This window comes from Streptomyces sp. NBC_00569 (assembly GCF_036345255.1).
Lineage (GTDB): Bacteria > Actinomycetota > Actinomycetes > Streptomycetales > Streptomycetaceae > Streptomyces.
The window spans coordinates 9,201,636-9,216,305 of record NZ_CP107783.1 but is presented as its reverse complement, the minus strand read 5'-3'; the positions used below and the strand labels follow the sequence as shown (position 1 = coordinate 9,216,305).

The following is a 14,670-nucleotide window of genomic DNA, read 5'->3' as shown; positions in this document are numbered from 1 at the left end:
AAGGGTGCAGCACTTCACCCTGAACGACGGCGTCGAGATGCCGATCATCGGCTTCGGCGTCTGCCAGATCCCGGCCGAAGGAACCGAACAGGCCGTCACCGGCGCCCTCACGGCCGGCTACCGCCTCCTCGACACGGCGGTCTCGTAGGGCACCCGATGAGCCGTACGAGCCAAAAGCGCGTCCGGTCGGCGCGGCGCGCGGCGACCTCGCCGTCGTGACCGCTGCACTCACCGGGGCAACAGTCACAACGAGACGCGGCCGGCCGGATCGGTCGAGGCGCGCGGTCACCTTCGGAGGCGAAATTGTCGGTGAGCCGAGTCGGCCTCGTCGTTCACGGCGGGCGCGCGGAGGCCGTAGAAGCAGGTCGGGTCGTCCGTGCATGGTGCGATGAGAACGCCGTGCGGTCCACGGACATCGATGTGTGGCACAACGGCGGGCCACTTGACGACCGTACGGAGCTCGATGCCGCCGACCATCCCGATCTCATCGTCACGCTGGGCGGGGACGGCACCTTCCTGCGCGGTGCACGGCTCGCCGTGGAGGACGATGCGCTGGTTCTGGGAGTCGACCTGGGGCGTGTGGGATTTCTGACGGATGTGTCGGCCGAGGACGTGCGTTCGGCGCTGGACGCGGTACACGAGGGACGGTTCGAGGTCGACAGTCGCATGCTGCTCGCGCTGCGGGCCTCCCGTCGCCTGGAGGTTCCCAAGGACGTGGAGGACTGGGTGCAGTACGGCCATGGGCGACTGATGCGGCCGCCCCCGGTACACCCGGACCTCAAGGGCGACGACGAGTGGGGTACCCCCTTGAACGTCACCGCGCTCAACGACATCGTCGTGGAAAAGCTCACCAGAGACCGCCAAGTGTCGGTCGGCGTCTACATCTGCGGCCGACTGCTGGCCTCCTACTCCGCCGACGCGCTCCTGGTGGCCACCCCGACAGGCTCGACCGCCTACAGCTTCGCCGCCGGCGGGCCCGTCGTCTCACCTCGCGCCGACGCCCTCGTCTTCACACCGGTGGCCCCGCACATGGCGTTCAACCGGTCCATCGTCGCCGCCCTCGACGAACCCGTCGCCCTGCGCATCCTCGAACGATCCGGGCAGGCAGCCGTCAGCATCGACGGCCAGCTCCGAGGCGTGCTGGATCCAGGCGACTGGATCGCGGTGTACGCCGCCCCACGCCGCCTGCGGGCCGTACGCCTCGCATCGATGGACTTCTACGGCCGCTTGCGCGAGAGGATGAACCTCACCGACGCCCCGGCCGCCGTCGCCGACGGGTGCCCGCCCCGGCTCTGGTCCATCTCCACGCCTCCGCCCGCGGACATCGCCCATCTCGAGATGCTGCCGGTTCCGGATACCTCCCTCGGTCAGTGACGGCCTCGGGCGCCCCGCCGAGGCCTTCTCACGCCCCTCATACAGGAGGCGGCCCGATATCCCTCGCCCCATGCGGCCTCCGGTGATCGTTCAGGCACGGGCGGGCAGGTCCCACGTGAAGTGACGGCTGGGTGCGGCTGGGCTCACCCCGGTGTTGGGCCGCTGGAACTTGTCGCGCCGCCGATCTTCTCCGCGTTGCACGGCTACGCCGACCTCACGCACTCCTTCGCGGGAGGGAGGGCCGGCCGTGGGCAGGTCGTAGGGCCAGCCGTGGGCCGCCGCGTAAAGGGCTTGGGACGCCTCGGCGTCGTGCTTGATCGAGAACAGCAGGTCGAGGAGTTCGGCATTGCCTATGGCGGAGTCCACGTCGGCACGGCCTGCGGCGTCCAGGCGCTCGGCGTAAGGTCTCGACGGCGTTTTCCTGGGAGGCGGTGATGGCCTCGGCGAGCCGCTCGAAGCCGGTCAGCGCCAGGGCGTCCGGGAGTGACTGCCCAGAAAGGCGACGGGCACCACGAGCGCATGACAGGACGGGCGACAACGGGTGACGGAGGTCACCGGCACGTTCTGGTCGATCTTGGAATGCGCGGGTCCCTCGCACTGCTGAGCCTTGTGGGCTTACCCCTGCCCACCCCTGTTCCAAGGTGGCGCCGGGCCATGGTGCTCAGCGCGACAGAGCATCGGTCGGAGACCTTCCCGGTCCCCTCCACGCCCACCCGCTCATGGACCACTGTCCTCTGTCTTCGAAAGGTCTCCTGCACCATGCCGCTGGCCCTGCTGGCCCTTGCTGTTGTCGCGTTCGGCATCGGCACGACCGAGTTCGCGACGATGGGGCTGCTGCCCCAGATCGCTGACGGCATCGACGTATCAGTGCCGCATGCCGGCAACCTCGTATCGGCCTACGCGCTCGGTGTCGTCGTCGGCGCCCCCGTGCTGACGGGCATCGGCGCGCGCGTTCCCCACAAGCGGCTGCTGCTGCTCCTGTCCGGGCTGTTCGTGGTCGGCAACATCGCGTCCGCGCTCGCTCCCAACTTCGGACTGCTCTTCGCCGCGCGCTTTCTGGCAGGTCTGCCGCACGGAGCGCTGTTCGGTGTGGGTGCCGTCGTCGCTTCCCGGCTGGTCGCCCCCGAACGTGCCGCACGTGCCGTCTCGAAGATGTTCCTCGGGCTCACCATCGCGAACATCGTCGGTGTGCCGGCGAGTACGGCCCTCGGGCAGCACCTGGGCTGGCGGTCCGCCTACTGGGCGGTCGCCGTCATCGGCATCGTCGCCCTCGCCTCGCTGGCCCTCTTCGTTCCCCACCAGCCTCGCGGCCGGCAGTCCGGCATCCGGCACGAGCTGCGGGCGATGGGCAACAAGCAGGTCGCGATCGGCCTGGCCACGGCCGTCGTCGGGTTCGGCGGGTTCTTCGCCGTCTACAGCTACCTGGTGCCCATGCTGACGAACGTGACGGGCATCTCCGACTCCTCCACCACGCTGGTCCTCGCGCTCTACGGCGTCGGCATGACGCTCGGCACCGTGGTCGCGGGCCCGCTCACCGACCGTGCCCTCAGGCCCACGCTGTACGCGGGGCTCGCTCTGCTGGCCGCGGCGCTGGTGACGTTCTACTTCACCGTCCACAGCACGGTGCCCGCGCTGGTGACGATCGCCTTCATCGGTGCGATGGGTTCTCTCATCACCACGCCCGTCCAGATGTTGCTCATGGCCAAGGCGCAGAACGCTCCGACGATGGCGGCCGCCTCCAACCACTCCGCCTTCAACCTCGCCAACGCGGGCGGTGCCTGGCTCGGTGGCCTGGCCATCTCGGCGGGCTGGGGCTGGACCTCACCCAACCTGGTCGGGGCGGCTCTCGCCCTGGCCGGTCTGGGCCTCGCCTTCACGGGAGGCCTCATGGACCGGGGCACCCGGCGCTCGGAGGTGGTCACCTCGTCGCGTGCGGAACACCCGACGGAAGCCGATCAGGTCACCGCGGCCCAATGAGCGCGTGCAGGCTTGTTGCCGTGGCCGTGACAGCGGGCACGAGTTGCCGGAACTGTGAGCGCCCGACGGGATGGCTCCCGGCATCAGGCCCTCCGCACTGAGCAGATCGGGCACCAGCCACACCCGAATCGGCCGTCCTGATTCAGCACGCCGATCGCGGCTCGCGCAAGCCCGTCCCACCGTTCGATCCATCTCCTCCCTCAGACCGTCCCACGCGCAGGCCCGTCCCCTCGCTCAGGAAGGTCCCCTTGTCCGCCACCGACCCCGCGCAAGGCCTTGTCTCCGGCTTCGTCTCCGCTCCGCGCCTCGTCGACGAAGACCTCGCCCCCGCCGGCAGGCGAAGGCTTCTGCGCTGTCCTGGCCGATGAGCACGAACCCGCCGTTCCCGGGCGTGACGCTCACACGCCTGTCGGCCGATGTCGTGGCCGGACTCGTCACGGACACGATCCGGCCGTCGGCCTGACCCGCATGGACCGGAAGGTGCGGACGACATCGACGTGGCCATGACGCGCCACCGTGCCCCCGACATCGTTGTCGAGAGCACGGCTGCACGGGTCGCGGCCCTATGCGATGCGGCAAGCACCGCGGGGGCACCACGCGCCGGGGCGTGCGGTCGCCTTACGGCGTGTGGACAGCGTCACTGCCGTACAGCTCCCTGGTGAACGCGGAAACGTCGGCGGTGCGATCGGCGCCGTCGAGGTTGTACGTCAGATAGACGCCGTACCCCTCACTGACGGTGCGGCGGGCGAGGTCGGCTGCCGTGCTCTGCGAGGTCCGGCCGATCTCGACAGCCGCCGGTGACAGCTTCGACTTGGGCAGTGCGATGCCGGGGACCTGCCAGCTGCCGTAGTACGGGTTCCAGGCGTAGTCGAATGTGGACGAGACGTCGACACCGCCGTAGGAGAGACGCGTCGCGGCCGGGCCGATGTTGTAGAGACTGATGATCTTGTCCGGCATGTTCGCGCGCAGCGCCGTCACCAGGTGCACGAACGAGCTGTCATTGGGCTGACCGGTGCCGTTGTTGCCGTACTCGGCGTACTCGTCGTCGAAGTCGATGCCGTCGAGGCCGTACTTGGTCACGGTGTCAGACAGTTGCTTGGCGAACGCCGAAGCCGCTTGCTGGGACGGGAAATTGGCGAAGCCCGCGCCCTGGTGGTTGCCAAGCACCGAGAGGACGACCTTGATGCCCTTCTGCTGCAAAGGCCGTATCTGCGTGGCGGCGTTGTCGAGGACGCGCTGCACGTTCTCGTTGAAGGACAGATACGCCGCCTTCGTGCCCGTGTCGTAGTTGATGTTCGCCGCGAAGATCACGGCAACGTCGAAGACGTTGCCTCCGCCGTTGGCGAGGGTGTATTTGCCGACGTTCAGCATGCTGTTGTTGTTCACCTCGACGTACGCCACCGAGGTCGGCCCCTGCTTCGCGGGCGCGGGAGCGGCTGTCGCGCTCGTCATGGTGGTCGTACCGAAGGCCAGGGCCGCGACGGCCGAGAGCGCGAGCGCGGCCGTCCGGGCTCTGCTCCGTACCAGAGTGAACATCGTTGATCGGTCTCCCATCGCATGGGGCGGCGCCCGACCTGTTCGGAAGCGCCGAGTGAGCCCTCCGAGTCTTCCGGTCCCGTGACGGAATCCCGGGAATCGTGCAAGAACTCTTCACGACTCCCACGCACGTCGCCCCGCAACCCGGCGCACCGTCCTGTCTCGGACCGTCGTCACCTCAGTGCTCAACACCCTGGTCACCCGGGGCACCCTCTCAGTCGTCACCGGCTCCCCGGTCAGAACTCCCCGCCGCCCCGCCATCGCCTGCCAACTCCGCGCATTCGCCGATCCCGTCGGCTTGATCCGGTTCGAGGAATCCACTTCCGTTCCGACGGTAGTCAGCCCAGCGGGCCCGTGCTCGGCTGTCCCGATCGCGGAATCGGCCACTCAGCCCGACTCCTGGGCCGCCGCAGAGCCCATGGCACTTCCTGCCGTCGTGACCTGCTGGTCTTCGATCTGTCTCAGTGTGGCCGTTGGGCTTGTGTCTCACGGCCACAGCCAGGTCTTCTCCGCGACGCCGGCCGCTCAGTAGCCAGCTAATCCACTCGCACCGAATCTCGCACCGAATCCCAGAGAACGACATCGGACCGCCGGCGGTGTGTCTTCAACACCAGCCGCCAGATCGGCGGCGCCCTGGCCGTCGTCGTCTTCGGCGCCCTGATCGCCGGCACGTCCGGATTCGAACCCGGGCTTCGTATCCGTCTCGTTCCGGCCGCTGCCATCGCGCTCCTGGCGGCGCTGGCCACCAGGAGCCTGGGCGCCGCCCGAGGCCGCGAGCTGTGATCGGGGAGGCCGTCGCCGACCATCCGGCCGACGCGGCGGCCGCGCCTGGGGCGCTTCAGTCCTGCTGCTCGACGATGCTCTTCAGCACGCTCGTCGCTCCCATGCCGTTGGGCCAGCCGGAGTAGAACGCCAAGTGCAGCAGGGCCTCCTGCAGCTCCTCGTCGGTGACGCCGTTCTGGCGGGCGAAGCCGAGGTGGAACTGCAGCTGATCCATCTTCCCGAGCGCGGTCAGAGCGGAAATGGTGACGAGACTGCGGTCGCGTTTGGACAGGCCCTTGCGCTCCCAGACCTCGTCGAAGAGGACCCTGTCGGTGTAATGGACCATCCCCGGGGCGAAGTCGCCGAAGGCGTTCTTCCCGCCGGTCCAGCCGGTGCTTGTGTTCTCAGCCATGGTCTCTCCCTGCCTGCGTCGACGTCCGTCGGTCGATCTCTGTAGGTGCAATGCCAATGGCAGCGCCAGACATGTCGAGCGAGGGAGTTCCTGGTGAGGGGCGTACTGGCAGGGCATCCCTCACAGCGGCTTCGCGCTTTAGCGTGGAACGCATGGACGCCAGGAACGAAGCACGGGAGTTCCTCATGTCCCGTCGAGCGAACCTCACTCCCGAGCAGGCTGGACTGACGGTCTCCGGGCACCGGAGGGTGGCGGGCCTGCGCCGCGGCGAGGTGGCGATGCTCGCGGACGTGAGCCCGGAGTACTACGCCAAGATCGAGCGCGGCCACTTGGCCGGCGTCTCGGACGCCGTCCTCGAGTCGGTCGCCCGGGCGCTGCAGCTGGACGACGCCGAGCGCGAGCACCTCTTCGACCTCGCCCGGGCAGCCAATGGCGCGGCCCGGCCCGTGCGCAGGCGCAGGCCGAAGGAGTGGGTGCCCAGGGACAGCCTGACCCGTGCGCTGGACGCCATCGCCCTCGGGCCCTCGTTCGTGCGCAACGGCCGGATGGACGTCCTCGCCACCAACGCCCTCGGGCGCGCCTTCTACGACGAGGTGTTCGACGGTCCCGGGCAAGAAAACCTGGCGCGCTACTGCTTCCTCGACGAACGGGCCCAGGCGTTCTACCCCAACTGGGAGGCGGCCGCGGACGTCACCGTGTCGATCCTGCGCACCGAAGCCGGCAGGGATCCACGGGACAAGCAACTGCACGACCTGATCGGCGAGCTGTCCACGTGCAGCGACGCGTTCCGCACCCGATGGGGAGCACACAACGTGCGCCGCCACGGATCAGGCACCAAGGAGTTCCACCACCACGAGGTCGGCGACCTCACTTTGACGTACGAGGGGATGGAGCTGACCGCCGAGCCCGGACTGTCCTTCCTCATCTACACCGCCGAGCCCGGCTCGCCCAGCCAGGAGCGCCTGCAGTTGCTCGCGAGCCTCGCCGCCACGTCCACCGCAGGACCGCCCCGCAGCGGGCACCCGACCACGATCCAAGAGAGATAACCATGCATACCAGAACACTCGGACACGGTCTGGAGGTCTCCGCGATCGGGCTCGGCGCGATGGGCATGTCCCAGAGCTACGGCCCCAACCCCGGCAGTCGTGGCGACATGATCGCGGTGCTGCGCTCCGCGGTCGACGAGGGCGTGGCCTTCTTCGACACCGCCGAGGTCTACGGGCCCTACGTGAACGAGGAGCTGGTCGGCGAGGCGCTCGAGCCGATCCGCGACCAGGTCGTGATCGCCACCAAGTTCGGATGGGACATCCAAGACGGCCAGAGCGTCGGCCTCAACAGTCGTCCCGAGCAGATCCGCCGCGTCGCGAAGGAGTCTCTGAAGCGGCTCCGCACCGACGCGATCGACCTGTTCTACCAGCACCGCGTCGACCCCGACGTGCCGATCGAGGACGTCGCAGGCACCGTCGGCGAGCTGATCGCCGAGGGGAAAGTCAGGCACTTCGGCCTCTCCGAGGCCTCGGCCGCCACCATCCGCGCCGCACACACCGTCCACCCCGTGACCGCAGTCCAGAGCGAGTACTCGCTGTGGACACGGGACCCTGAGGCTGAGGTGCTGCCCACGCTCGCCGAGCTCGGCATCGGGTTCGTGCCGTTCAGCCCGCTCGGCAAGGGCTTTCTCACCGGCACCGTCGACACGTCCACGACGTTCACCGACGGGGACATCCGCCACCGGGTCCCACGCTTCAAGGCGGAGAACCTGGCCTCGAACCAGGCGCTCGTCGCCCATGTCCGGCAGCTCGCCGAAGTGAAGGGCGCGACGCCGGGCCAGATCGCCCTGGCCTGGTTGCTCGCGCAGCAGCCGTGGATCGTGCCGATCCCCGGCACCCGCCGCTCGGCACGCATCCAGGAGAACGCCGCCGCGACGGCTGTTGCGCTGTCCGCGGACGAGGTGGCCGACCTCGACGGCCTTGCCCAGCGGGTCGGCGTCAGCGGCGATCGCTACAACGCCGAGCACATGGCTTACGTCAATCGCTAGGGAGGCTGCGCAGCCTGACCGGCTGGACCCAGGACGCCGTTGGCGTACCGCGCACGGCGGGACGCGCTGAAACACAAGGAACGAACGAAATGACTGTCAACGGATTTGACCAGATCTTCCCGCTCGGGGAGAAGAACGACGCCTTCGCGCAGTACTTCACCGGCCAGAGCTACCTGGCTCCGCTCGCCTCGGGGAGCGTTCCCGTCAGCAATGTCTCCTTCGAGCCGGGCTGCCGCAACAACTGGCACATCCACCACGGCACGAGCGGTGGCGGTGACCAGATCCTGCTGTGCACGGCAGGCAGCGGCTGGTACCAGGCCGAGGGCGAGGATCCCATCAGCATGGAGCCGGGAACGGTGGTCCGCGTCCCGGCGGGCACGAAGCACTGGCACGGCGCGAAGGCGGACTCGTGGTTCTCCCACGTCGCCTTCATCACCCCGGGCGAAGACGTCAGCAACGAATGGCTCGAGCCCGTCACCGACGAGGTGTACGGCGAGCTGCCGAAGAACGGAGCAAACGCATGACCATCCTGGACGAGACCTACACGCTGTCCAACAGCGTCGAGATCCCCAAGCTGGGGCTCGGCACCTGGTTCATCGACGACGCCCAGGCGGCCGAGGCGGTCCGCGCAGCCGTGGAGATCGGCTACCGCAACATCGACACCGCCCAGGCCTACGGCAATGAGCGCGGCGTCGGCGAGGGCGTGCGCACCGCCGGCGTGCCCCGCGACAAGCTGTTCGTGTCGACCAAACTCGCTGCTGAGATCAAGGACCACGACCAGGCCGTCGACGCGATCGACGGGTCACTGGAGAAACTCGGGATCGAGTACATCGACCTGATGCTCATCCACAGTCCGCAGCCGTGGAACGACTTCCGCGGCGGCGACTACGCCGAGGGCAACCGCGAAGCATGGCGCGCGCTCGAAGAGGCGCATCAGGCCGGCAAGATCCGCTCCATCGGGGTGTCCAACTTCCAGCAGCAGGACCTGGAGAACGTCCTGCAGGGCGCGACCGTCGTGCCGCACGTGAACCAGCTGCTCGTCCACGCCGGCAACACCCCCTGGGAGCTCCTGGACTACTGCGAGGGCAAGCAGATCCTCGTCGAGGCGTACTCGCCGATCGCACACGGAGCGATCCTGCAGAACGCCGAGGTCCAGGCGATGGCAGTGAAGTACGGTGTGTCCGTCCCGCAGCTGTGCATCCGCTACACCCTGCAGCTGGGCACGGTGTCGCTGCCCAAGACGGCGAACCCCGAACACATGCGCTCCAACGCCGAGGTCGACTTCAAGATCTCCGGCGATGACATGGACGCCCTGCGGAGCCTGCGCAACGTGGACTACGGCGAGCACAGCATGTTCCCCGTCTACAGCGGCAAGTGACGCCAGATGAGCGCCTCAGGCTGGAAATCGAGCGTGAGCTCGGCCGTGGATGCGACCGGAGGCTTGCCGCTCCCGAGAGCCGCCGCAGGTCATCGTGCAGGCGGGCACTTCGTCACCGCAGGCTTCGCGCCCGGCGCGCTGCAGGAGCAGGTCTATCGCCACGGTCACCGCCATTGACGCGGCTCCGGTCCAGGCCCCTGTGGTGTATCCGGATTCTGCGGGGTAGGCCGTTGTCGTACCGGTGTGGGCGGCAGTCACCAGGCCGCCGAGTGCGCTGCGGACAGAGAATCCCACGCTACGGACGACTTGGTTGAAGCTCATCGCGCTCGAGGTCTCTTCTTTCGGCGTGACGGCGAGGTTCGCGGCTGGCATGGCGGCAGAGAAGATTCCGCCGCCCAGGCCTCGCAGCCCCATCATGGCGAAGGCCAGCCGCAACTGGCAGTACCACCGCGAAGACAACCCGATGGCCTCCGGATGGGTGGGCCCTGCTGGATCCTCACCTCACGAGCGCGCCGCTCGGTCTGTCGAATACGGCCCAGAAACCGGTATGCACGTTGGGCAAGGCGGCCCCCACCACGATCTGGTACTCCCGCGCAGACTGCCTCTCCGTCCGGCTACGGAGCTCGGGCTGCTTGGCGGCCTGCAGTCCCGGCCCGCGGCTCGGCGATGCTGGACGGCCTGGTCGCCGCCACCATGCTCACGATGGGCCAGCTTCTGCCGGCGCCTGACCGCCCCGCATTCCGCACCACTTTGCGCTCGTCAAGCTCCATCGTCCCCGGGGCGCGCATCATGAAAGAAGGGGAGACCATCGACGAGGAGTGGCGATGAGGCTGTCGTTCCTTGAACCCCTCTACGCGGAGCCGGGCCCGTTCGCCTCCGTGTACTTGGACACCTCCCGAAACGTCGAGCATCCCGAGCAGGCGATCGCGCTGCGCTGGAGCCGGCTGCGCGAGAGTCTGTCCCGTCAGGGCTCGGAGCGGGCGCTGCTCAACGTACTGGAGGAGGTGGTCGGCGCCGACACAGAGGTGCCAGGGGTGCACGGTCAGGCCATCTTCGCCGCCCACGACACGCTCGTCCTGGACGGGGAGCTGCCCAGGCCGCCCGAGCACGACTCCGCGCGCTACAGCACCCTGCCGGACGCAATGCCCCTGGTCACCCAGCACCTTCCAGAGATCCCCTACATGGCCGTAGTCGTCCACTACGGCGGCCTTCCGACCGCCGAGACCCACGGCTGGGTAACTCTGGAGGCGGAGACCGGCACCTGGCCCGCGTCCACCGTCACCCCGGGTGAGCGGCTGCACCGCAGGGTGGCGGTGGCGACCTGGCACCGCATCTCTCTCCGGCTCGGTCACCGGCTGGACGACCGGGCGCGGCGCGCCCATGCCGACACTGTCGTGGTGGGCGGGGACGAGTGGGCGTGCAACGTCCTGATCCGCCGCCTGCCGCACACCCTGCGCGACAAGGTCGTACGCGTGGGCGGCCGGACCCCCACCGACACGGGACGCGCTCTGTTGGAGCCGCAGCTCGACGGCGTCTTTCGCGGTCGCATGGCCGCGCACGACCGGGAACTCGTGGACACCTTCATCGGCCGGCGTGCTCTGGACGGACCCATGACGGACGGGCTGGCCGCCACCGTCGCCGCCCTCCAGCGTGCCCAGGTCGCGGCACTGCTGCTGAACCGACCGCCAGGCTCTTCGCTGCGGCTCTGGGCGGGCTCCCAGCCCACTCAGCTCGCCCTGACCGAGGCGGAGCTGATGTCCTTCGGCGTGCGGGCCCCGCGCGAGGAACCGGCCGACGTGGCCCTCGTCCGGGCCCTCGTCGGCACCGGTGCCGAGCTGGTCGTCGTGCCGGAGAGCGAGCTGAGACTGTACGAGGGCTTGGGCGCCCTGCTGCGGTACACCGACCTGGGGACCCCGTCCTGACGCCGACGCGCTGTGCCTCCCGGATCACGGGGCGCCCCTTGCGACCGACCGCCCCGGATCGCGCCGCGCGCGGAACATGCCGACACTGGGCTGGAGCGGCAGCGCGGCGTATGAGCGGCGGATGGGTACATGGACAGGAGCAGGAGCGGCGCGGAGGAGACGGACGTCTCGATCACACCGCCGAAGACCTGCGCGGTAGGCGTGCCAGCGGTGGCCAACCCTGCGGTACTCCTTGGACTGCCAGGGCTGTGCCCGGCCGGAAACGGACCCCCCTCACCGGCACCGCAACGAGGCCTGCGAGAAGGCACCAAGCACGTGAGCAACGAGGCGACATCGGGCGGCGAGCACGATCACCCCTCGCGGCTTCTGGAGCGCACCACGAGCGGGTCCACCGGCGCCACCGCCACGGCGCCGCGGTCCAATGGTTCATAAAGGGACCTCCGAGGACCTGGTCCGCGCGGCACGCGCCGTGGGCGTGACCGACGTCCGTCTCCTGGAGGCCGTACGGAGCGTTCCCCGAACGGAATTCGTCCCCGCGGACGAGGTGGCATCCGCGTACCGGGACACGCCCGTTCCGCTCCCCCATGGGCAGGTGACGACCCAGCCCTCGCTGGTCGCCATGATGGTCTCCGCTCTCGGCCTCACCGGAGACGAACAAGTCCTGGAGGTAGGGACCGGATACGGCTGGCAGACCGCGCTGCTGGCCCGCTTGGCCGCGTACGTCGTCAGCGTCGAGCGCTGGCCCGACCTGGTCGACGAGGCCCGCCTGCGGCTGGCCCGGCAGGGCATCGGCAATGCCGACGTCGTACTCGGCGACGGGACCCTCGGCATGCCGACCCGTGCCCCGTTCGACGCCGTCATCGTCTGCGCGGCCTTCCCGCGAGTGCCTGAGCCGCTCGTGGATCAGCTCCGCACCGGTGGCCGGCTCGTCCAGCCGATCGGGCAGGGCGGGCAGGAGCGCGTCGAGCTGTACGAGCGGCGGGGCCACAACCTGGTGCACCGCAGCATGGTCACCGCGGCCCGGTTCGTCCGGCTGTACGGCGCCCATGGCTACGACCAGCCGTGACGCGCTCAGCGCTGATACGTCCCGACCAGGGTGCCGGAGGCCAGCTCCCTGCCCTTCAGGGCACGGTGCACGTCCTCGACGCCCGGGTGGTCGTGCAGGGGCAGCGGCTCGGACAGGGCGTACAGGCGGAAGACATAGCGATGCGGCCCGTGTCCCGGTGGAGGCATCGGCCCTCCCCAGCCCACGCGGCCGAAGTCGTTGGGCCACGGCAGACCCGCCTGCGGCTTCTGGCCCTCCGCCGCCCCCGTGGTCCCCGGATCGATGCCGGTCACCAGCCAGTGCAGGAAGGTCGTCCCCGGCGCGTCCGGGTCCTCGCACAGGAGGACCAGCTCCGTGGCCTCGTGGGGGACCCCCGACCAGGTCAGGGGCGGTGAGATGTTCTCACCCTCCCCGCTGTACCGACGAGGAATCACCATTTCATCGTCGAACGCGGTGCTGCTGAGTTCAATTCCGCTCATGCGCGCCGCCATACCCGCAATGGCGGCACCGGCACCGGTTCACACTCCCAAAACCCCCGCTCGGCCGAGTCCACCCGGGCCGCCCCCGTTATCTTCTTCGCGGTCCTGCAAGAGGGCCGCTGGCCTCCGGGCCCGGTATGACTGTGTCCCCCTGTCCGAGATGATCTGCAGGTGGTGTCGCCGGGCCCGAGGGGGGAGACGCTCCTCGAATGGATCCTCCAGGCCGAGCAAGGCGCCCCGAAACCGATGAGCGGCTTCGCCGTGTAGCTCCGTCAGGACCTCGACGCCGTCACCGCTGGACTCATCCTTTACTGGAAGGAGCTCAGGCGTCGTCGAAGGTCACGTCAACAGGGCCAAAACGCTGAAGAGGGCCATGTACGGCCGTGCATCGTTCACGCTTCTCCGAACTCGGATCCCCAGGAAATCGTGACGAGGGCGTCCGGGTCTGATGCAGGTTCGGGTGACAGGTTCGGTCACGCGGCCTGGAGGGCCGGTGTGGTCATGACGATCTCTTCTCCGGGCTGGACGTCACCCCAGTTGCGCCCTGGCCATGCCGTCCGCAGGCTGCCCCCATGGACTACAGCCCGGAAGCAGGCGTGCGGCCCATCCTGGTGACCGGTGCTGCGGGCAGCGTCGGGGCCGTCGGCAGGACCGTCGTCCAAGGTCTACGGCGCCGGGGCCTCCAGGTCCGCGCTCTGGTGCACCGAGATGACGACCGTGCCCAGGCGCTGCGCGCGACGGGTGCCGAAGTCGTGGTCGGGGATCTGACGCGTGCCCGTGATGTCGCCGACGCCCTAGACGGCTGCGGTCGGATGTATTTCGGCATGGCCGTGTCGGCACAGTATCTGCTGGCCGCCGTGACCACAGCGGCGGTCGCGCGCGCCTACGGAAGGCTGGAGGCGTTCGTGAACATGTCACAGCTGACCGTCTCCGAGATGGACGCCACCAGCGGCTCCGAGTCGCATCAGCATCGTCAGCAGTGGCTGGTCGAGCAGGTTCTCGACTGGTCAGGCCTGCCCATGGTCCAGGTCAGGCCCACCGTCTTCATGGAGAACCCGCTCTTCCAGACCGTGTTTTCCTCGATCGCCAAGGACGGCACCATCAGGTGGCCCTTCGGCAAGGCGAAAACCTCCCCGATCGCGGCCGGTGACGTTGCCGCGGTCGTCGAGGAGATTCTGGCCAATCCGGCCGGGCACATCGGCCGGACCTATGAGCTGACCGGTCCCCGATCACAGGACATCGCCGCTTTGGCCGCCGAGATTTCCGATGCTTTGCACCGCACGGTCGGCTACACCGACGTCCCGTTGCAGGAATGGCTCGACAACGATCTCGGGGCGCTGGGACTGCCGGACCATGTCCTCCAGCACATCTCCACCATGGCTCGCCTACACGCGGCCGGCCGCTATGACCGCCAGGCGGACGGCATGGCAGACGTCACCGGGCGGTCCGCTGCAGGAGTAGCCGATTGGGTCCGCAAGAACCCCGACCTGTTCACTCGCTGAAGCCGCTTGCCGTCAGAATCTGGACGACCGAACTCTGACCTGACACGAGCGTGGCGGCGACGAGCGTCACTCCGATGAGAACGGTGGGAGAGGGTGCTGACGTCCTCGGCGACCAGGCGCATTGTCGTCGGGGTGAACTTTCCCGATCTGCCGCCGACGGCGAGCCGGGCATGGTGAGTATCCGGGATGCCAGTTGGCGGATTTCGTCACCTTCGCGGAGTTTCGATCGGTACAGTCCGGCCGCGCCG

Annotated in this window: 14 protein-coding genes and 1 pseudogene; 11 read left to right on the top strand and 4 right to left on the bottom strand. The window is 68.8% G+C overall.

Annotation, left to right across the window (positions count from 1 at the left end; all coding sequences use genetic code 11):
- Positions 1-4 precede the first annotated feature (4 nt).
- A pseudogene (locus tag OHO83_RS41630) lies at positions 5-145 on the top strand (aldo/keto reductase); the annotation flags it as partial.
- A 158-nt stretch (positions 146-303) separates the two neighbouring features.
- Positions 304-1,374 (top strand): NAD(+)/NADH kinase, encoded by a 1,071-nt coding sequence (locus tag OHO83_RS41625; protein ID WP_266666337.1) that lies wholly within the window; start codon positions 304-306, stop codon positions 1,372-1,374.
- A 90-nt stretch (positions 1,375-1,464) separates the two neighbouring features.
- On the opposite strand, the gene OHO83_RS41620 is transcribed toward OHO83_RS41625, so the two are convergent.
- Positions 1,465-1,740 (bottom strand): hypothetical protein, encoded by a 276-nt coding sequence (locus OHO83_RS41620; protein ID WP_266666339.1) that lies wholly within the window; start codon positions 1,738-1,740, stop codon positions 1,465-1,467.
- Positions 1,741-2,133: 393 nt separating this feature from the next.
- On the opposite strand from OHO83_RS41620, the gene OHO83_RS41615 reads away from it, so the two are divergent.
- The gene (locus tag OHO83_RS41615) at positions 2,134-3,351 is read left to right on the top strand and encodes an MFS transporter (protein ID WP_266666341.1); all 1,218 of its coding nucleotides are present in this window, start codon (positions 2,134-2,136) and stop codon (positions 3,349-3,351) included.
- 618 nt (positions 3,352-3,969) lie between these two features.
- Here OHO83_RS41615 and OHO83_RS41610 read toward each other — a convergent pair.
- Entirely contained in the window at positions 3,970-4,887 is a 918-nt protein-coding gene (locus tag OHO83_RS41610; RefSeq protein WP_266666342.1) for an endo-beta-N-acetylglucosaminidase H, read from the bottom strand.
- An 838-nt stretch (positions 4,888-5,725) separates the two neighbouring features.
- The gene (locus OHO83_RS41605; RefSeq protein WP_266666344.1) at positions 5,726-6,061 is read right to left on the bottom strand and encodes a carboxymuconolactone decarboxylase family protein; all 336 of its coding nucleotides are present in this window, start codon (positions 6,059-6,061) and stop codon (positions 5,726-5,728) included.
- Between the two features lie 152 nt (positions 6,062-6,213).
- Here OHO83_RS41605 and OHO83_RS41600 point away from each other — a divergent pair, with 152 nt between their 5' ends.
- From OHO83_RS41600 to OHO83_RS41565, 7 genes are all read left to right on the top strand, one after another.
- Positions 6,214-7,107, top strand: a complete 894-nt coding sequence (locus tag OHO83_RS41600; protein WP_266666346.1) for a helix-turn-helix transcriptional regulator — start codon at positions 6,214-6,216, stop codon at positions 7,105-7,107.
- A gap of 2 nt (positions 7,108-7,109) precedes the next feature.
- Positions 7,110-8,096 carry an aldo/keto reductase gene (locus tag OHO83_RS41595; RefSeq protein ID WP_266666348.1) on the top strand — a complete coding sequence of 329 codons (987 nt, stop codon included), beginning with the start codon at positions 7,110-7,112 and terminating at the stop codon, positions 8,094-8,096.
- 89 nt (positions 8,097-8,185) lie between these two features.
- Positions 8,186-8,620 (top strand): cupin domain-containing protein, encoded by a 435-nt coding sequence (locus OHO83_RS41590; protein ID WP_266666350.1) that lies wholly within the window; start codon positions 8,186-8,188, stop codon positions 8,618-8,620.
- A complete protein-coding gene (locus tag OHO83_RS41585; protein WP_266666352.1) occupies positions 8,617-9,474 on the top strand; it encodes an aldo/keto reductase in 858 nt (285 codons plus the stop codon). Before OHO83_RS41590 ends, OHO83_RS41585 begins: the two co-directional genes overlap by 4 nt.
- Before the next feature lie 666 nt (positions 9,475-10,140).
- The gene (locus OHO83_RS41580; protein ID WP_266666354.1) at positions 10,141-10,302 is read left to right on the top strand and encodes a hypothetical protein; all 162 of its coding nucleotides are present in this window, start codon (positions 10,141-10,143) and stop codon (positions 10,300-10,302) included.
- On the top strand, positions 10,299-11,396 hold the full coding sequence (locus OHO83_RS41575; RefSeq protein ID WP_266666356.1) for a baeRF2 domain-containing protein: 1,098 nt from the start codon (positions 10,299-10,301) through the stop codon (positions 11,394-11,396). The genes OHO83_RS41580 and OHO83_RS41575 overlap by 4 nt, the downstream gene beginning before the upstream one ends.
- 421 nt (positions 11,397-11,817) lie before the next feature.
- On the top strand, positions 11,818-12,462 hold the full coding sequence (locus OHO83_RS41565) for a protein-L-isoaspartate(D-aspartate) O-methyltransferase (RefSeq protein ID WP_266666370.1): 645 nt from the start codon (positions 11,818-11,820) through the stop codon (positions 12,460-12,462).
- Between the two features lie 5 nt (positions 12,463-12,467).
- Here OHO83_RS41565 and OHO83_RS41560 read toward each other — a convergent pair whose 3' ends face one another.
- Positions 12,468-12,920 (bottom strand): YbhB/YbcL family Raf kinase inhibitor-like protein, encoded by a 453-nt coding sequence (locus OHO83_RS41560; RefSeq protein WP_266666372.1) that lies wholly within the window; start codon positions 12,918-12,920, stop codon positions 12,468-12,470.
- Between the two features lie 572 nt (positions 12,921-13,492).
- On the opposite strand from OHO83_RS41560, the gene OHO83_RS41555 reads away from it, so the two are divergent.
- Entirely contained in the window at positions 13,493-14,422 is a 930-nt protein-coding gene (locus tag OHO83_RS41555; RefSeq protein WP_266666374.1) for an NmrA family NAD(P)-binding protein, read from the top strand.
- Positions 14,423-14,670: the final 248 nt, after the last annotated feature.